Origin of the sequence: uncultured Ruegeria sp. (assembly GCF_947497005.1) — a bacterium.
GTDB lineage: Bacteria > Pseudomonadota > Alphaproteobacteria > Rhodobacterales > Rhodobacteraceae > Ruegeria.
The window spans coordinates 195,273-211,787 of record NZ_CANMFF010000005.1; the positions used below are offsets into that span (position 1 = coordinate 195,273).

Consider the following 16,515-nt stretch of genomic DNA (forward strand, 5'->3'; position numbering starts at 1 on the left):
TCTCCTTCAGACATGTCCGATTTCGGTCAGATACCGGGTCAGGATTGCTGCATATTCCGTGGGTTTTTCAACGCAAGGCAAATGCCCGGCACGGCGGATCAGCTCGAACCGGGATCCGGGGATCAGATCAACGGTTTCGCGCATCAAGTCGGGCGGCGTCGATCCGTCTTCGCTGCCGGCAATCCCAAGCGTCGGCAGCCGCAGACCGCTTGTGGGTGTATAGAAGTCGGTGCCGGCGATAGCTGCGCAACAACCGAGATACCCGTCAACCGGTTGGCTGACCATCATGTCGCGCCATGGAATATGGTTTTCGGCGTTTCGGAACTCACGGGAAAACCAACGTTCCATCGTGGCATCGGCCAGAGCCTCGATCCCGCCTTTGCGGATGGCTTGAATTCTCTCTTCCCAAATCGAAGGCGTGGCGATCTTGGCGGCTGTGTTCGACAGAACCAAAGCACGGATTTGGTCCATGCGTTTGACCGCAAGCCCTTGCGCAATCATCCCACCAATGGAAAGACCAACAAAGACGCTATCGCGAACCTGCAGGTAATCCAGCAGCGTCTCGGTATCGCGAATCAACGCACCCATGGAGTACGGCGCAGGCGGCACCGAGGATTGTCCGTGACCGCGCTTGTCATATCGGATGATGCGCAGACCGTCGGGCAGGTGCGGCAACACCGTGTCCCAAAGGTGCAGGTTGGTTCCCAAGGAATTGGCAAACACCAATGGTGCACCGTCCGCAGGGCCGTCGATACGATAATTCAGTTTCACGTCGCCCAGATCAGCGATCTTCATGACTCAGGTCCTTGTCGTCATGGTGTTCAAGGTGCAATTTGCACAGCTTTGGTGCGCCTGTCAGGTCAGGAATTCCAACGCGTTAGCAAAAATCCCCGGATCGACATTCCCGCCCGATGTGACAACGATCACATCGTCGCCCTCGATCTCGTCGCCTCGAAACACGGCTGCGGCCAATGCCACCGCACCGCCGGGCTCCAATACGATTTTCAGACGCAGGAAGGCCAGCGCCATGGCGTGCAAGGCTTCTTCTTCGGTAACCGACAATCCCGGTCCGCAAAGACGGTGGAGGATCGGAAATGTAATGTCGCCGGGTTGCGGTGTCAGGATTGCATCGCAGATATTGCCCGAAGCCGCGTTGTTGTTTTGAATTCGACCGGATGCCAATGATCGTTTGACGTCATCGAACCCTTCTGGCTCACACGGACGCGCCCGCAGGTTGGGTGCATGCTTTTCCAGCGCCAGTGCGATGCCCGAGGTCAGACCTCCGCCACCGCAACAGACTAGCACATCCGCATGGGAAACCCCAAGTTCCGCAGCCTGTCGGGCTATTTCGAGCCCAGTCGTGCCTTGCCCGGCGATGACTTGGGGTTCGTCATAAGGGCGGATCAGAGTCAGGCCACGCTCGGCTGCGATGGCTTCACCAATCTCTTCCCGGCTTTCATTTGCGCGATCGTATAAAACGACTTCCCCGCCCAGCACACGCGTATTTTCGATCTTTAATTGCGGCGCGTCCGACGGCATGACAATGACCGAGGCAATGCCGTGTTTCGATGCGGCCATCGCAACGCCCTGCGCGTGGTTGCCCGAGGAATAGGCGATTACACCTCGCTTGCGATCGGCCTCTTCCAAAGCGGAAATAGCTGACCACGCCCCCCGAAACTTGAAACTGCCTGTATGCTGCAGGCATTCCGGTTTGATCCAAATCCGGCGCCCCGCAAGCGTGTCAAGAAAAGGAGAAGACAGGATCGGCGTTTCGCGTGCATGTCCCTTCAGCCGTTCTGCGGCGGCTTCGATCATCTCGATTGTACTCATGCGGCGTTCTTCAATACCTTTTGTATCAGGTCCAGGGATTGGGGTTCGTTCAGAAACGGAACATGTCCGCGATCGGGAACGTCGACCGAGATCAGACCCGGATGACGGCTGTGCATCTCACCCAGGGTTGCCACGCCCAGAACATCCGAATTCGCGCCCCGGATCACGCCGGTGGGAATGTCGCGCAAAGCTTCGAAGAACATCCATAAATCCGGCGTCGCCCCGCTTGCAGCTTGCTCAATCAGAGCATTGCGCAGTGCCGCGTCGTACCGCAGTTTCAGCCCGTCGGCTAGCTTTTCGTACTGATTTTCAGCCTGTTCGCGCCAGGTTTCCAGCGGAACTCCGGGGAACTGTGGCTCCATAACGTGTTTCAGGACGGCAGCAGCCTCGTCATAGGTTTTCGCACTGGGTTGTGCGCCCACATAAGCCATGATCTTTGCAATTCCCGACGGCTCGATGACCGGCCCAACGTCATTCAGGATCACACCGGCCAGACGCTCGGGATGGCTTGCGGCCAGCGCCATGGCAATCAGCCCGCCGCGCGAAGTGCCCAGTATGACCGCTTTTTCAATACCCAGAACATCCAACAGCTCAATCGCGTCATGAGATTCGCGAAAGATGTTATAGTTCATGAAATCGGGATCGTATTCAGAACGGCCGCGCCCCCTGTAATCCATCGCAATCATGCGCAGACCAACGGCATGAGGAGCAAAGAACGAAAAGTCGCCGCTGTTTCTGGTTAGCCCGGCCAAGCATAGAAGCGGTGTACCGGTGCCGGTCTCCTCGTAATAGACGCGCCTGCCGTCCGAAGTAGTGAAGTCTGGCATCAAAGGCCCGCCAGTTTCGGAATCGAGGTCAAATCGGACAAGACATGCGCAGGTGTCCACGGCAGCCGATCCATCGGTTCGCCGATCCGGTTGACCCAGGCGGTCACAAAGCCATAGCCACTGGCACCGGCGGCGTCCCAACCATTCGAACTGACGAACAGCACTTCGTCGCGGGCGCAGCCAAACCTGTCCTGTACAAGATCATAGACGCTCGAATGGGGTTTGAAGACCCCAACGCTTTCAACCGACAGAACATCATCCAATACATCGCCAATACCAGCGGATTGCACAGCGCCGTCCAGCATTGGGGGCGAGCCGTTGGACAGGATGGCTGTCTGCAGCCTGCCATCCTTGAGGGCTTTCAACATGGCGGGAACTTCAGGATAGGCCTGCAATTCCCAATACAGATCAAGCAGACGCTGGCGTAACTTCGGATCGCCCTGCAAGCCTGCGACCTCCAGCGCCCAATCCAGCCCGTCTTGCGTGACGTCCCAGAAATCCGCATGCGCATCTGCCACGGCACGGAGCCATGTGTATTGCAGTTGTTTCAGACGCCAATGCCCTGCGACGGCGGGCCATTTTTCCTTCAGGGCTTCAAACCCCGGCTCGTCTGCCGCTTGACGTGCGGCCGCCGCGACGTCGAATAGTGTTCCATAGGCATCGAACACGCAGGTCGTGATCGCCATATGATCCTCCTCTGATTGCGCGCAGGTTGGCACAACGCGTTAAGGGGTGAAAGGGCCAAGGGTTTACAACATTGTGTCAACCTCTAGGGTTGGCCGCCTAATTCCCTAGAACGGCCGGAGGCCACGATGACCGAAATCAAACAGGGCGACACGGTTCGCATCCACTACACCGGGACGCTGCTGGACGGCAAAGTCTTTGACAGCTCGGACGGGCGCGATCCGCTGGAGTTCGTGGTTGGATCGGGTCAGATCATCCCGGGTCTGGACAGCGCCATGCCTGGTCTGTCCGCCGGGGATAAGAAACGGGTCGAAATTGCCTGCACGGACGCTTACGGCCCGATCAACCCAGCGATGAGGCAGGAAATTCCCCGCGAGGGCATTCCGGGCGACATTCCGCTGGATCCCGGTACGCAGTTGCAGATGCAGACACCGGACGGTCAGGCCGTACCGGTAACGGTCGTAGACGCAAACGACGCAACTGTGACGCTGGACGCAAATCATCCGCTGGCAGGGCAAGACCTGATTTTCGAGATCGAAGTTGTCTCAATCGACTGAGACGCGGTTCGGGCCGATTTTCCGGCCCGGACATCAGCCGGTCAGGGATTCAATCGCGGCACGCACCTGTGGTTGAGTGAAGAAGACAAACACCAGCAACAGTGTCGTCAGAGTAAGCAACAGCACTCTGGCCCGTTGGCCGAGAAAACCGGATTTACGCCGGCTTTGCGTTGCGCGTGCATTGTTTGCAATGATTTGATCTAACTTGCTCATATGCAAGTCCTGCCGTGCAAAGATGGTGAAATCTTGGCAGCGGCAGGGAAAGATATGGTCACATGGCTTCGGGTTGGGGCATACCGAGTACGTGGAAACCACCGTCGACGCGGATGATTTCACCCGATGTGCAGGTACCGGCATCCGAAGTCAGGTACACAGCGGTTCCGCCAACTGCCTCAAGTGTTGCATTCGACCGCATCGGTGCGTTCTGATCGCAGAATTTGTAGGTCCTGCGGGCACCGCCAATCGCTGCACCTGCGAGAGTTTTCATGGGCCCCGGCGAAATGGCGTTCACGCGGATGCCATCGGGTCCCAGATCATTGGCCAGATAGCGCGTCGCCGATTCCAGCGCAGCTTTGGCAACGCCCATAACGTTGTAGTTCGGAACAACCCGATTTGACCCCTGATAGGTCAGGGTCAGCAAAGAGCCGCCATTATCCTTCATCATCGGATATGCGCGGCGCGCGACTTCGATGAAAGAATAAGCCGAGACATCCATCGAGTGTTTGAAGTTTGCCCGCGTGGTATTCAGGAACCGCCCTGTCAGTTCAGACTTGTCCGAATAAGCGATGGCATGAACCACGAAGTCGATGGTGGGCCAGCGCTCTGCCAATTCGCCAAAGGCGCGGTCCAGCGACTCGTCGTCGGTGACGTCTGCATCGACCATAAAGTCGCTGCCCAGGCTCTGCGCCAACGGTTCCAGCCGTTTGCCGAATGCTTCGCCCTGATAGGTGAAAGCCAGTTCGGCGCCGGCCTCGTGCATGGCCTTGGCAATGCCCCACGCAATCGAGCGGTCATTGGCCACGCCCATGATCAAGCCGCGTTTACCCTTGAGAAGATCCGACATCACATTCACCCGTTATACTTTGACAGAATCATGGACCCGTTGGTGCCGCCAAAGCCGAAGCTGTTGGTCATGACACTGTCCAATCCTGCGTTTTCAACCACTTGAGTTGCAATTTCACCGGGCTCGATGCCGTCGGCAAGAGTGTCGACATTAATCGACGGTGTAATAAAGTCGTTGTCCAGCATCAGCAGACAGAAGATCGCCTCAAGCGCGCCCGCCGCACCCTGTGCATGGCCGGTCATCGACTTGGTCGAAGAAATCGGTGGTACCTTGCCTTCGCCAAAGATACGGCGCACGGCCTCAACCTCACCTACATCCCCGACCGGGGTCGAGGTGCCGTGGGCGTTGATGTAACCGACTTCGCGGCCCTCGGGCAGGGTATCCAAGGCGAGACGCATCGCGCGCTCACCGCCCTCACCTGAAGGGGCTACCATGTCGTGACCGTCTGACGTTGCTGCGTAACCCGTAACTTCGGCGTAAATTTTCGCGCCGCGGGCCAGCGCATGGTCCAGCTCTTCCAGAACAACGATACCGCCGCCGCCGGAAATCACGAACCCGTCCCGGTTTTCGTCGAATGCGCGTGAAGCCTTTTCCGGCGTGTCGTTGTATTTCGACGACATCGCGCCCATCGCGTCGAACAGACAGGACAGTGTCCAGTCCAGCTCTTCGCCGCCGCCTGCGAACATCACGTCTTGTTTGCCCAGCATGATCTGTTCTGCAGCATTGCCGATGCAATGCAGCGAAGTCGAACAGGCCGAGGTGATCGAATAGTTGATACCTTTGATCTTGAATGCGGTCGCCAGGTTGGCAGAAATGGTCGAGCACATGCATTTCGGAACCGCAAACGGCCCGATCCGCTTGGTCGCGCCTGTTTTCAGCACAGTCTGATGCGCCGTCAACATGGCGCTTGTCGATGGGCCACCCGATCCGGCAACCAAACCTGTGCGCGGGTGAACCACCTGATCTTCAGTCAGGCCGGAATCTGCAATCGCTTGAGTCATGGCGATATGGGCATAGGCTGCGCCGGGGCCCATGAAGCGCAGCGTGCGCTTGTCTACATGCTGGGTTACGTCGATCTTGAGCGTACCGGCGATCTGGCTGCGAAAGCCATGTTCGACCATCTGCTCATTGGCCACGATCCCGGATTTGCCGGCTTTGAGTGAGGCCAGAACCTCTTCGACATTGTTCCCGATCGAGGACACAACCCCCAGACCGGTGACGACTACTCGACGCATGTGCGCACTCCTTGTTTCGGGCCGGTCAGGCTCAGGCCTCGGAAAGAACGACCTTCATGTCTTTGACATCATAAATCATCTCACCATCGGCTTCGACGATGCCATCTGCCACACCCATCGTCAGGCGGCGTGTCTGAATCGCTTTCTTGAAATCAATTTTATATGTCAGCATCTTGCGGTCCGGACGGACCATGCCGGTCAGTTTCACCTCGCCGACGCCAACGGCCATGCCACGCCCCTGCCATCCACGCCAACCAAGGTTGAATCCGGTCAGTTGCCACAGCCCGTCAAGGCCCAGACAACCTGGCATGATCGGGTTGCCGGGAAAATGACAGTCAAAGAACCAAAGGTCAGGGGTGATGTCGAATTCAGCCAAAACGTGGCCTTTTCCGTGCAGGCCACCATCGCCCGAGATATCGGTGATCCGATCCATCATTAGCATTGGCGGGGCGGGCAATTGCGCGTTGCCAGGGCCGAATAATTCGCCGCGGGCGCATTTCAGCAGATCATTTTTGTCAAAACTGCTTGGGAACTGGGCCATTCTGCCGCCTTTCCTGCCTGGGGTCTGTCTTTATATCTGGCCTCGTCTAACACCCGTTTGCAAGGTCCTGCAAGAGCAGCGCGCCACATCATGTTGTGTATACGGTGTTCTTTGCGAATGAATTTCATTTGAAATTGATGGTGATGCGCCCCTATATATAATAGCAGCAACTATGGGTATCGGATCGATGACACCTCAGAGCCGCGAAATTGCAACGGGTTGGCTGGTGAATGCCGGCTTACGACCGACGCGTCAGCGCGTGGCGCTGGCTGAACTTCTGGTTGGCGACGGCCGCCATCGTCATGTCACCGCCGAAAGCCTGTTTGAATCGGCTAAGACAAACGGGGATGCCGTGTCTTTGGCGACGGTCTACAATACCCTGCGCGCATTCTGTGACGCCGGTGTTCTGCAGGAAATCACGGTCGACGGATCGAAGAGCTATTTCGACACGAATACGCATGATCATCCACATTTCTATTGGGAAGATGACGCAAGGCTGAGTGATGCGCCGTCGGATCAACTGGTCATCCAGCGCCTTCCCGAAGCGCCGGAAGGTGTCGAGATTGCGTCTGTCGATGTTGTTATCCGCTTGCGCAAGAAGTGACGATTCAGGCGCCATTCAGCTTGTCTGACAATACACGCTCGGCCTGATCAATGATCGGGTCAGCAGGGCCCGTGCCATGCCGCGCAAGAACAACGGATTCTGCAGCATCCTGATCGGTGATCGGTACACTGACCAGACGCTTTTTGTCATAGCTGAAGGTACTGGGTGGGCTGGCATAGCTGATCCCGATCCCCTCACCATGAGCGGCAAGGCTGCGTTGAATTTCAAGGGATGCCGCCCGATGCGCGACGGTCGGGCGCAGGCCGTTTTGCCGGAACAGGCCAAGAATGTGTTGGGCGGACAGGCCCTCCGCAGACAGAATCAGCGGATAGCTTTCTAACTCGGCCAAGGTGACATTGCTGGCTGTCGCCAGAGGATGGTCTGGGGACATCAGTGCTTTCGGCGTGCTGTCGAACAACTTCTTACGGGCGAACCCTGCGTCCATTGTAAGATCGTATGTAATCGCAATATCCACCTGCCCATCAATTAACCCGTTCAGCAATCCCTCGAAGGACCCGGCAACATAAGTGACGGCGACACTTGGGAAGGTATTGCGCAGATGTTGAAGGGCTGGGGCCAACAAGAACGGAGCGAGGTCGGTAAAGCAGCCCAGCCTTAGCTGGGTTGTTTCTGGCGACGATGTTTCAGAGCCTTCGATTCGGGCTGCGTCTTTCAGTAGGAGTTCAGCGTGTTCTATGAACGTGCGCCCCTGAGGTGTCAGCACCATGGTCGCACCTCGGCGGCGGATGAAGAGGGGATAGCCCAGATGCGCCTCGACACGCGTCAACGCGGTAGAAAGGGCCGGTTGCGAAACGTTCAGATATTGGGCTGCCGCAGACAGACTGCCACGTCGTCCGACCGCGCAGACATATTCATATTGGCGTAGCGAAACATATAACATGAGCCTAATGGTAGATTTGAAAGATATGATTTGAACAGAATATAATTTTCGGAGCAAAACAGGCAAAAGCCAAAGGAGACTCTGATGCCACACCCTCTCGTTTCTCAGGAGATGATCGATACCTACCAGGCAGATGGCGTTGTTCTGATCAAAGGGCTGTTTGCCGATCACGTGGAACAGTTGCGGGATGGCGTGGCCGCGAATATGGCCGATCCTGGTCCCTATGCGTCCGAAAACAAGAAATCGGGGGAAACTGGGCGGTTCTTTGATGACTATTGCAACTGGACCCGCATTCCACAATTTCGTGAAGTGATTGAGACCTCGCCTGCTGCCGAGGTCGCTGCGGATCTGATGCAATCGAAAAGCATTCAGATGTTCCATGATCACGTTCTGGTCAAAGAGCCTGGAACATCCATGGCCACGCCGTGGCATCAGGATGGCCCTTATTACTTCGTCGAAGGCCAACAGACGATCAGCTTCTGGTCTCCGTTGGATCCGGTCCGACAGGCTACCTTGCGCTGCGTTGCCGGATCACACCGTTGGGAGAAAGAGGTTCTGCCAACGCGCTGGGTTTCGGAGGACGGCTTTTTCGCAGATGAAGGTCAGTACATTCCAGTGCCGGATCCGGATGCCGATGGCATGAAGGTTGTCGAATTCGAAATGGAGCCCGGCGACGCGGTGGCTTTCAACTATCGCACGCTGCATGGCGCGCGTGGGAACCAGTCTGACAGCCGCCGCCGCGCCTTTTCTCTGCGGCTTGTGGGTGACGATGCCCGGTATGTGGAGCGCCCCGGCCGAACCTCGCCCCCGTTTCCCGGGCATGACATGACCCCGGGACAGCGCCTGCGCGAAGATTGGTTTCCCATGCTGTTGCGGCGCTGAGGCGGTTCAGAACCACTGACCTGATTCGATCAGACCCAGATCCAGCAGCTGGCGCGAATGCCATTCAAACGGCACTGAATTGCGCCAGAGAAAGCTGGGGATGTCAAATGTGGACCCTGCATTTGTCTTTAGGGCTTTTGCAGCCCGAAAAGAACAAATAGCGGCAGTCATGTTGTGATGCCAAGGGCAGGAATAGGTGTTGTATTCCGGTTCGTTAAACGTGTGATCGGGTTTAAGCGCCAGGTCTTTTTGTGCCTTGAACAGAGCAATGCGGTCGATCCGTCGCCGTTCATAGGGCACGTGGTCTTCGAACCGCCATCGCAGCCCGCCTGACAGATCTACTTGTCTTTCCAGCGGCTGCCCGCTTGGGTCGTGGCGGGCATGCGCGTAATATCCGGCGCAGTCGAACAAGGCCTGGTCGGGGGCGACGCCGTTGGGATATGCGTTTAGATCCTCTGCATAGAGGTCAATCACATAGCCGAGCATCGCATTGCGACGTTCTTCGCTGTGAAAGGCCAGCATTTCGCCCACGCTGCGCGTTTCGCAAAATGGAAAGAACAGGTATTCAGCGTTGTAACAGTAGTACAACCAGACGTTAGGCGCGGACTGGATAATCCTGTTTATGGTTTCAAACACCACAGATCGTGGAACACATTTCAAAGCGACCCGGTGCACCTGATCCGACAGCTCTGTTTCCAACTGAAATTCGTTAGGCATAAACGCAATGACGGATTTGAAACCCAGCTTCAGATGGTGGTGCAATGTGCCTTCCAGCTCCACGTCGTCCTCAGCAAAAATCAAGGCAACGGGGCCTTTGGCCAATGCGGCCTGACCCGATTTCAGGAAATGGTCGAGGGATTCGTGCTTCATCGGGTGTTTTCGGATCGGCCTTGCTGGAAAGTCCCGCCAAATTCGGGTAATTGCGCCCACATTGCAAGCGGCGTTCGAAACATATAGAGGACGCCGGTCCAGCGAATGCAAAGGCCCGTCTCATGTCTGAACCGAAAAAGCTGTTTATCAAGACCTATGGCTGTCAGATGAATGTCTATGACAGTGAACGCATGTCCGAGGCGCTGGGCGGGCAGGGGTATGTCGAAACCAAGACGCCTGGCGATGCGGATATGATCTTGCTGAACACCTGCCACATTCGTGAAAAGGCGGCAGAGAAAGTGTATTCGGAACTCGGCCGCTTCAAAGGGCTGAAAGCCGAGAAGCCTGACCTGAAAATCGGCGTGGCGGGTTGTGTCGCGCAGGCTGAAGGTGAAGAGATCATGCGCCGCCAGCCGCTGGTTGATCTGGTGGTTGGCCCGCAAAGCTATCACCGTCTGCCTGAGATGGAGGCCAAGACCCGCGCGGGTGAAAAGGCGCTGGACACGGATTTCCCCGAGGAAGACAAATTCGAGAAACTGAAAAACCGTCCCAAGGCCAAGCGCGGTCCAACGGCGTTTCTGACGGTTCAGGAAGGCTGCGACAAGTTCTGCGCCTTTTGCGTTGTACCGTATACCCGTGGCGCCGAAGTCAGCCGCCCGGCGGATCGCATCATCCGTGAAGCCCACGATCTGGTCGAACGCGGAGTGCGCGAGATCACGCTTTTGGGTCAGAACGTCAACGCATACCACGGTGCCGGGTCGAACGGTGACATGACACTGGCGGGATTGATCTGGGAACTGAACAAGGTCGACGGGCTGGAACGCATCCGCTTTACTACGTCGCATCCCAATGACATGGCCGATGATCTGATCGAGGCGCACGGTACTTGCGACAAGTTGATGCCGTATCTGCACCTGCCGGTTCAATCGGGTTCGGATCGTATTCTCAAGCGGATGAATCGCAGTCACACGGCGGAAAGCTATCTGCGCTTGATTGACCGTATTCGTGCGGCGCGCCCCGACATTGTGATGTCAGGAGATTTCATCGTCGGCTTCCCCGAGGAGACGGAAGAGGATTTTCAGGCAACAATGGATTTGGTTGAAGAGGTCAAATACGGCTACGCCTATTCTTTCAAATACTCCACACGTCCCGGAACGCCGGCGGCCGAGCGGGCTCAGGTCGATCCGCAGGCGGCGGATGAACGGTTACAGCGGCTTCAGGCTCTTATAACCCGTCACCAAAGGGAAATTCAGGACGGCATGGTGGGGCGCACAGTCCGCGTTCTGTTTGAAAAACCGGGTCGCCTGACCGGTCAGATGGTCGGAAAATCCGAGTATCTGCATTCGGTGCACGTCAAAGGCCCCGAGATTGCCGTTGGTAACCTGAAAGAAGTTCGGATCACCGCGTCGGGCGCCAACTCTTTGGCGGGTGAGTTGATCTAGGTCGGTGGGATTCAGCCGTTTGCGCACCATAGTTGGTATTTGTTTCCAAAATTTACCCTTGATTTATTGCTTGGAACTATGCTCCGAGAGGAGCCATGTTTTTTCAGGCAACCGTTTTTGTGCCTATGAAACGATTATGTGCCGGTCCTGAGATCGGAGTGATGGAGGTACGAGTGACGATCCTAGTGAACTTCAGGACCCTGAGCCTAAGGAGAACATTGCCTTTGGCTTCGGTGGTCACTCTTCTTGCCAGCGCGACGATCGCCGGAGATCTGAAAGGCGATGTAACAGATCCGGCGGTGCTTAGCCCCAAAAAATTTGGCAGCGACGTTGGTGCCTTTTATCTGGGGCTTTCCGGTGGCTACGGCTCGGGCGGGGATGATCGTTTTGGCCTGACGACGCCCGCTGGGCTGTTTGATGTCGGCGATCAGAAAGTGTCAGGAGCTTACGGGGGCGTTCGTGGCGGTTGGCGCGGTGTTCTGCCTGCCAAAGGAGGGCGCGATTTTGTGTATGGCTTTGAAATTGGATATGATTTCGGTTCTTTGGACGACAGTGTCAGGGCACAGATTAGCGGTGTGAATGTTCAAGGTGGTACGGATGTTTCCGACATTCTGACCCTCAGGTATCGAAGCGGCCTGACAAACCGAAGCGGCCGGGTTCTGTATTTTTTCAGTGTCGGTTATCTATGGGGCGATGTCGAAACAACCAATAGCATCGCAACAGGAACTTCAGTGCAGAACTTTTCTGTGTCGGACCGCCGGAGCGGGTATTCCGCGAGCATCGGGGCCGAACACAAGCTGACCGACAGCTGGTCGATCACCGGCGAATATGAATACGTCCAGTTTCAATCAGAAGACATTCAGTTCAGCTCGGGCTTTTCTACCAAGTCCACACCGAAATTCAGCGGTTTGCGGTTCGGGTTGAACTACACATTCTGACGTTGACCTGACTGGCGTTTTCTTCCTGTCTGGTTGGCGCTTTTGTCATCAGCAGGTTTATTTTTGAAACTGTGGCTTGCGCCCACCAAGATTTGTTGTCTACGGTCGGGGTGAACTGCCAAGACAGGAGAACGGATTGGCCATCGGTGCCCTGACCCCACCGCAAGATGAAATGCCCCAACGCGAGGCGTTTGTAGAATTTCCCGACAACCGATTGTTGATTGACCTGTGCGGCGAATACGACCGCAACCTGGCCGAGATCGAAAGCAAGCTTTCCGTCCAGATCGTGCGCCGTGGTAATCAGCTTGTTGTGATGGGCGATGAAGACGCCCAGAAACAGGCTGTCGAGGTGTTGCAATCGCTTTACACACGGCTGGAAGGCGGGCGCGACGTTGAGGCCGCGGACGTGGACCGTGAACTGAGAATGGGTGCTTCGGAACAAGAGACCGGAAGTCGCGACGGTGATCAGCTTGAAATGTTCAAAGGCGGCTCGGTCGAAATCAAGACGCGTAAGAAACTGGTCGAACCGCGCACGGATGCGCAGAAAGCTTATGTCCAATCCTTGTTCCAGAACGAACTTGCCTTTGGCATCGGGCCTGCCGGCACAGGAAAAACCTATCTGGCCGTTGCTGTCGGCGTTTCGATGTTTATCGGCGGACATGTGGACCGAATCATCCTGAGCCGCCCAGCGGTCGAAGCAGGTGAAAAACTCGGCTATCTGCCCGGTGACATGAAGGACAAGGTCGACCCCTACATGCAGCCGCTTTACGATGCGCTGAACGACTTCCTGCCTGGCAAACAACTTGCCAAGCTGATTGAAGAGAAGCGAATCGAAATCGCTCCGCTGGCGTTCATGCGCGGACGGACATTGGCCAACGCCTTTGTGGTTCTGGACGAAGCACAAAATGCCACGACCATGCAGATGAAGATGTTCCTGACCCGCCTGGGTGAGGGCAGCCGCATGGTGATCACCGGTGACAGGTCTCAGGTAGACTTGCCGCGCGGCGTACAGTCGGGACTGCAGGATGCCGAGAGGTTGTTGAAAACGATTCCCAATATCAGCTTCAACTATTTCACCTCGAAGGATGTGGTGCGCCACCCGCTTGTGGCCGCCATCATCGAGGCGTATGAGGCCGATGCGGGCCACGAAACCAGTTGAGTGCAGGGCCCATCCTCAGGGCTGTTGTGCGACAAGATGAATCTGGAACTCACTGTTGAAGACGACCGGTGGCAAGGGCTTGAGGCGTTGTCCCAGCAGGCGATCACTGCCGTTCTGGCGTATGCCGGACTGGACCCCGAGCTTTGCGAGGTCAGCGTTCTGGGGTGCGGTGATGCGCGCATTTCGGAACTGAACGCTGAGTTTCGCGGCAAGCCGACCCCCACCAACGTTCTGAGCTGGCCAGCCGAGGATCTGGCCCCGGATGAAGTTGGACGAGCGCCGCATCCGCCAGAGCCGGATTTCACCGGAGAAATTCCACTGGGCGATATTGCGATTTCCTATGACACTTGCGCACGAGAGGCAGCCGAGGCTGGCAAGGCAAGAGACGATCACGTCGTACATTTGCTCGTTCACGGAACGTTGCATTTGCTGGGTTATGATCACATTCGTGACCCCGATGCCGCTATGATGGAAGGGATTGAGGTCGAGATACTTGGCAAATTGGGTATTGATGACCCATATAGTGTATGAAGTGGGTCAGATGACCCGATCAGTTGGAATAAGGTAATGGGCGATACAGACGGCAGTTCTAGGGCGGCGCAAAGCGCGCAACCTCAGGACAGCAGCAATAACACTGAAGAGAAAAGCGGGTTCATTTCTCGGATTTTCGATGCGTTTTCGGGTCAAGAGACCCCGCAAAGCCCGGTAGTGAACGGGCACAGCTCAGCGGCGGCTGAGCCTCACGGGATGATCAACCTGCGCCGGATGCGTGTTGAAGACGTGGCCATTCCTACGGCGGAGATAATCTCGGTCCCATCGACGATTTCAAAGGATGAATTGGCGGATGTATTCCGGGGTAGTGGGTTGTCCAGAATCCCGGTCTATGAAGGTACGCTGGATACGCCGCTGGGCTTTATCCACCTGAAAGATTTCGCGCTGACCCATGGGTTCAATGGCGGTGCGGACGAGTTTGACCTGATTTCAATGTTGCGTACGCTGCTATTCGTGCCGCCATCTATGCCTATCGGTGTCTTGCTGACCAAGATGCAGACCGAGCGGCGCCATATGGCGTTGGTGATTGATGAATACGGCGGAGTGGATGGCCTGCTGACAATTGAAGACCTGATCGAACAGGTTGTGGGCGAGATCGCCGACGAACACGACGCAGCCGAAGATCAATTGTGGGTGCAGGAAAAGCCTGGCTGTTACGTGGTGCAGGCTCGCGTGCCGCTTGAAGATTTTGAGGCCGAAATTGGCCGTTCTCTGACCAGCCACGAGGACGTGGATGAAGAGGAAATAGATACGCTTGGCGGTCTCGTGTTCATGTTGTCCGGACGCGTACCGGCACGGGGTGAGGTCGTGATCCACCCTGAAGGCCCGGAATTCGAAGTTATCGAAGCCGATCCGCGGCGCATCAAACGGTTGCGTGTCATGCTGCCGGAAGTCGCTGCATGACGCCTCTTAGGGGCTGGCCTTTTTCGCTGAGACTATTTGCTGCTGCCGCTCTGGGTGCGGTTGGCGCTTTTGGTCAGGCGCCGCATGGGTATTGGATCGCTACGGTATTGGCTTTAATCCTGATCGCTCCGGTGTTCCTTGCCAGCGAAACCCGTGCACGCGCGGGATGGGTCGGCTGGTTCTTCGCCACCGGCTATTTTGCACACGCGCTCAGCTGGATTATCGAACCATTTCAGGTAGACGCACAGCGCCATGCCTGGATGGCACCGTTTGCGCTGGTTTTTATGGCGGGCGGGCTGGCCCTGTTCTGGGCCGTCGCTTTTCGCCTGTCACGACATGTTGGGGCGACCGTCTTGCCCCAAGGCATTTTGCTGGTCGCAACTCTGTCTCTGGCTGAGCTGGCCCGAGGCTATGTGCTGACCGGGTTTCCCTGGGCCGGAGTTTCGCAAGCCTGGGTGGATACACCTGTGGTTCAAGTGTTGTCTCTGGTCGGGCCCTACGGGCTGAATGCGCTGACCTTCGCCATAACAATACCAATTGGGGCGGCCTTGTTTCAGGACATATCCTTGCACAGGTTGGCCGGGCCGATGGGCTTTGCACTTGCGTTTGCAATCTTGGTTGTGGGCTATGCGTCAGCGCGGCCTCCGGTTCAGGAAGGTCCACACACAGTTCGTGTCATTCAGCCAAATGCGCCACAGCATCAAAAGTGGGACCCGGCGTATGCGCCCTTGTTCTTCGCCCGTCAGATTGACTTTTCCGCCGCATTACCCAAGCCGGATCTGATCGTCTGGCCCGAGACCGCGGTGCCCGCTTGGTTGGGCAGTGCGCAACCGTTTCTGGAGGCCATTGCAGATGCCGCTCAGGGGACACCTGTGGTTCTTGGAATTCAACGTGGAGACGGCCCAAGGATTTACAACTCGATGGTCTATCTTGACGAAACCGGGCAGCGGGCCGGTTTGTACGACAAACACCACCTGGCTCCATTCGGAGAGTATGTCCCGTTCGGTGATCTGCTAGGTCGCTTTGGGATTCGCGGGCTGGCGGCCACGACCGGGCATGGGTTCAGCGCGGGGGCAGGTCCTGATCTTCTAGACATTGGTAAGCTGGGTAAGGCGTTGCCCTTGATCTGCTACGAAGCAGTTTTCGCGCAGGATGTGAATGGGGCACCCGGCCGGTCGGATTTCCTGCTGCAGATCACCAATGACGCGTGGTTTGGAACACGTTCGGGACCGTATCAACATCTGGCGCAGGCCCGAATGCGGGCGATCGAACAAGGTCTCCCAATGATCCGTTCGGCCAATACCGGGATATCGGCCATGATTGACCCGCTCGGGCAAATAACCGCTTCGTTGACTTTGGGCAAAGCGGGATATGTGGACGCGAACCTTCCGCTGCCGCAGCGGCCAACTGTTTATTCCCGTATTGGGGATAGCCCCGTTCTACTAGTGTTATTGTTTCTTACCACGTCGGCGTGGTTCAGCGTCCGCCGCTTCCGAAATAATTAGAGATTGACCCCATCATTGGCTG

At 56.6% G+C, this 16,515-nt stretch carries 19 protein-coding genes; 9 read left to right on the forward strand and 10 right to left on the reverse strand.

Features of this window, described 5'->3' with window-relative positions; all coding sequences use genetic code 11:
- Positions 1-6: 6 nt before the first annotated feature.
- Genes pcaD through Q0816_RS09325 form a run of 4 tightly spaced genes read right to left on the reverse strand, consistent with a single transcriptional unit; the run spans position 7 to position 3,343 of the window.
- Entirely contained in the window at positions 7-795 is a 789-nt protein-coding gene (pcaD, locus tag Q0816_RS09310) for a 3-oxoadipate enol-lactonase (protein WP_298849723.1), read from the reverse strand.
- A 60-nt stretch (positions 796-855) separates the two neighbouring features.
- Positions 856-1,830, reverse strand: a complete 975-nt coding sequence (locus Q0816_RS09315) for a threonine/serine dehydratase (RefSeq protein WP_298849725.1) — start codon at positions 1,828-1,830, stop codon at positions 856-858.
- The gene (locus Q0816_RS09320; protein WP_298849727.1) at positions 1,827-2,657 is read right to left on the reverse strand and encodes an alpha/beta hydrolase; all 831 of its coding nucleotides are present in this window, start codon (positions 2,655-2,657) and stop codon (positions 1,827-1,829) included. The genes Q0816_RS09315 and Q0816_RS09320 overlap by 4 nt, the downstream gene beginning before the upstream one ends.
- Positions 2,657-3,343, reverse strand: coding sequence for a haloacid dehalogenase type II (locus Q0816_RS09325; RefSeq protein ID WP_298849729.1), 687 nt, complete (start codon positions 3,341-3,343; stop codon positions 2,657-2,659). The genes Q0816_RS09320 and Q0816_RS09325 overlap by 1 nt, the downstream gene beginning before the upstream one ends.
- A 126-nt stretch (positions 3,344-3,469) precedes the next feature.
- Here Q0816_RS09325 and Q0816_RS09330 point away from each other — a divergent pair, with 126 nt between their 5' ends.
- Positions 3,470-3,898: a peptidylprolyl isomerase gene (locus Q0816_RS09330; RefSeq protein ID WP_298849731.1), complete on the forward strand. Its 429-nt coding sequence runs from the start codon at positions 3,470-3,472 to the stop codon at positions 3,896-3,898.
- 33 nt (positions 3,899-3,931) lie between these two features.
- Here Q0816_RS09330 and Q0816_RS09335 read toward each other — a convergent pair whose 3' ends face one another.
- From Q0816_RS09335 to fabA, 4 genes are read right to left on the reverse strand one after another with little or no spacing between them, the layout of a single operon-like run.
- A complete protein-coding gene (locus Q0816_RS09335) occupies positions 3,932-4,111 on the reverse strand; it encodes a hypothetical protein (RefSeq protein WP_298849733.1) in 180 nt (59 codons plus the stop codon).
- Between the two features lie 58 nt (positions 4,112-4,169).
- Positions 4,170-4,961: an enoyl-ACP reductase gene (locus tag Q0816_RS09340; RefSeq protein WP_298849735.1), complete on the reverse strand. Its 792-nt coding sequence runs from the start codon at positions 4,959-4,961 to the stop codon at positions 4,170-4,172.
- 5 nt (positions 4,962-4,966) lie between these two features.
- On the reverse strand, positions 4,967-6,196 hold the full coding sequence (gene fabB / locus Q0816_RS09345) for a beta-ketoacyl-ACP synthase I (protein ID WP_298849737.1): 1,230 nt from the start codon (positions 6,194-6,196) through the stop codon (positions 4,967-4,969).
- 31 nt (positions 6,197-6,227) lie between these two features.
- Positions 6,228-6,737, reverse strand: a complete 510-nt coding sequence (gene fabA / locus Q0816_RS09350; protein ID WP_298849739.1) for a bifunctional 3-hydroxydecanoyl-ACP dehydratase/trans-2-decenoyl-ACP isomerase — start codon at positions 6,735-6,737, stop codon at positions 6,228-6,230.
- 187 nt (positions 6,738-6,924) lie between these two features.
- On the opposite strand from fabA, the gene irrA reads away from it, so the two are divergent.
- Positions 6,925-7,341: an iron response transcriptional regulator IrrA gene (gene irrA, locus Q0816_RS09355; protein WP_298849740.1), complete on the forward strand. Its 417-nt coding sequence runs from the start codon at positions 6,925-6,927 to the stop codon at positions 7,339-7,341.
- A 4-nt stretch (positions 7,342-7,345) separates the two neighbouring features.
- On the opposite strand, the gene Q0816_RS09360 is transcribed toward irrA, so the two are convergent.
- Positions 7,346-8,242 (reverse strand): LysR family transcriptional regulator, encoded by an 897-nt coding sequence (locus Q0816_RS09360; RefSeq protein WP_298849742.1) that lies wholly within the window; start codon positions 8,240-8,242, stop codon positions 7,346-7,348.
- Positions 8,243-8,326: 84 nt separating this feature from the next.
- Between Q0816_RS09360 and Q0816_RS09365 the strand changes: the two genes are divergently transcribed.
- Positions 8,327-9,124 (forward strand): phytanoyl-CoA dioxygenase family protein, encoded by a 798-nt coding sequence (locus Q0816_RS09365; RefSeq protein WP_298849744.1) that lies wholly within the window; start codon positions 8,327-8,329, stop codon positions 9,122-9,124.
- Positions 9,125-9,130: 6 nt separating this feature from the next.
- Here Q0816_RS09365 and Q0816_RS09370 read toward each other — a convergent pair whose 3' ends face one another.
- Entirely contained in the window at positions 9,131-9,994 is an 864-nt protein-coding gene (locus Q0816_RS09370; RefSeq protein ID WP_298849745.1) for a hypothetical protein, read from the reverse strand.
- A 122-nt stretch (positions 9,995-10,116) separates the two neighbouring features.
- Here Q0816_RS09370 and miaB point away from each other — a divergent pair, with 122 nt between their 5' ends.
- From miaB to lnt, 6 genes are all read left to right on the forward strand, one after another.
- Entirely contained in the window at positions 10,117-11,436 is a 1,320-nt protein-coding gene (miaB, locus tag Q0816_RS09375) for a tRNA (N6-isopentenyl adenosine(37)-C2)-methylthiotransferase MiaB (protein WP_298849748.1), read from the forward strand.
- A 95-nt stretch (positions 11,437-11,531) separates the two neighbouring features.
- Entirely contained in the window at positions 11,532-12,374 is an 843-nt protein-coding gene (locus Q0816_RS09380; protein ID WP_298849750.1) for an outer membrane beta-barrel protein, read from the forward strand.
- 136 nt (positions 12,375-12,510) lie between these two features.
- A complete protein-coding gene (locus Q0816_RS09385) occupies positions 12,511-13,533 on the forward strand; it encodes a PhoH family protein (protein WP_298849752.1) in 1,023 nt (340 codons plus the stop codon).
- A 36-nt stretch (positions 13,534-13,569) separates the two neighbouring features.
- A complete protein-coding gene (gene ybeY / locus Q0816_RS09390; protein WP_298849754.1) occupies positions 13,570-14,064 on the forward strand; it encodes an rRNA maturation RNase YbeY in 495 nt (164 codons plus the stop codon).
- A gap of 36 nt (positions 14,065-14,100) precedes the next feature.
- A complete protein-coding gene (locus tag Q0816_RS09395) occupies positions 14,101-14,988 on the forward strand; it encodes a hemolysin family protein (RefSeq protein WP_298849756.1) in 888 nt (295 codons plus the stop codon).
- On the forward strand, positions 14,985-16,493 hold the full coding sequence (lnt, locus tag Q0816_RS09400) for an apolipoprotein N-acyltransferase (protein WP_298849759.1): 1,509 nt from the start codon (positions 14,985-14,987) through the stop codon (positions 16,491-16,493). Before Q0816_RS09395 ends, lnt begins: the two co-directional genes overlap by 4 nt.
- The last annotated feature ends 22 nt before the right edge of the window (positions 16,494-16,515 follow it).

Excerpts from the sequence above, each read along its gene's own strand:
- Q0816_RS09395 (WP_298849756.1), top strand. The coding sequence starts at position 14,101 with ATGGGCGATACAGACGGCAGTTCTAGGGCGGCGCAAAGCGCGCAACCT.
- fabA (WP_298849739.1), bottom strand. The coding sequence starts at position 6,737 with ATGGCCCAGTTCCCAAGCAGTTTTGACAAAAATGATCTGCTGAAATGC.
- Q0816_RS09330 (WP_298849731.1), top strand. The coding sequence starts at position 3,470 with ATGACCGAAATCAAACAGGGCGACACGGTTCGCATCCACTACACCGGG.
- Q0816_RS09325 (WP_298849729.1), bottom strand. The coding sequence starts at position 3,343 with ATGGCGATCACGACCTGCGTGTTCGATGCCTATGGAACACTATTCGAC.
- Q0816_RS09340 (WP_298849735.1), bottom strand. The coding sequence starts at position 4,961 with ATGTCGGATCTTCTCAAGGGTAAACGCGGCTTGATCATGGGCGTGGCC.
- ybeY (WP_298849754.1), top strand. The coding sequence starts at position 13,570 with ATGAATCTGGAACTCACTGTTGAAGACGACCGGTGGCAAGGGCTTGAG.
- Q0816_RS09370 (WP_298849745.1), bottom strand. The coding sequence starts at position 9,994 with ATGAAGCACGAATCCCTCGACCATTTCCTGAAATCGGGTCAGGCCGCA.
- fabB (WP_298849737.1), bottom strand. The coding sequence starts at position 6,196 with ATGCGTCGAGTAGTCGTCACCGGTCTGGGGGTTGTGTCCTCGATCGGG.
- miaB (WP_298849748.1), top strand. The coding sequence starts at position 10,117 with ATGTCTGAACCGAAAAAGCTGTTTATCAAGACCTATGGCTGTCAGATG.
- pcaD (WP_298849723.1), bottom strand. The coding sequence starts at position 795 with ATGAAGATCGCTGATCTGGGCGACGTGAAACTGAATTATCGTATCGAC.
- Q0816_RS09335 (WP_298849733.1), bottom strand. The coding sequence starts at position 4,111 with ATGAGCAAGTTAGATCAAATCATTGCAAACAATGCACGCGCAACGCAA.
- Q0816_RS09380 (WP_298849750.1), top strand. The coding sequence starts at position 11,532 with ATGTTTTTTCAGGCAACCGTTTTTGTGCCTATGAAACGATTATGTGCC.
- Q0816_RS09360 (WP_298849742.1), bottom strand. The coding sequence starts at position 8,242 with ATGTTATATGTTTCGCTACGCCAATATGAATATGTCTGCGCGGTCGGA.
- Q0816_RS09365 (WP_298849744.1), top strand. The coding sequence starts at position 8,327 with ATGCCACACCCTCTCGTTTCTCAGGAGATGATCGATACCTACCAGGCA.
- Q0816_RS09320 (WP_298849727.1), bottom strand. The coding sequence starts at position 2,657 with ATGCCAGACTTCACTACTTCGGACGGCAGGCGCGTCTATTACGAGGAG.
- Q0816_RS09315 (WP_298849725.1), bottom strand. The coding sequence starts at position 1,830 with ATGAGTACAATCGAGATGATCGAAGCCGCCGCAGAACGGCTGAAGGGA.
- irrA (WP_298849740.1), top strand. The coding sequence starts at position 6,925 with ATGACACCTCAGAGCCGCGAAATTGCAACGGGTTGGCTGGTGAATGCC.
- lnt (WP_298849759.1), top strand. The coding sequence starts at position 14,985 with ATGACGCCTCTTAGGGGCTGGCCTTTTTCGCTGAGACTATTTGCTGCT.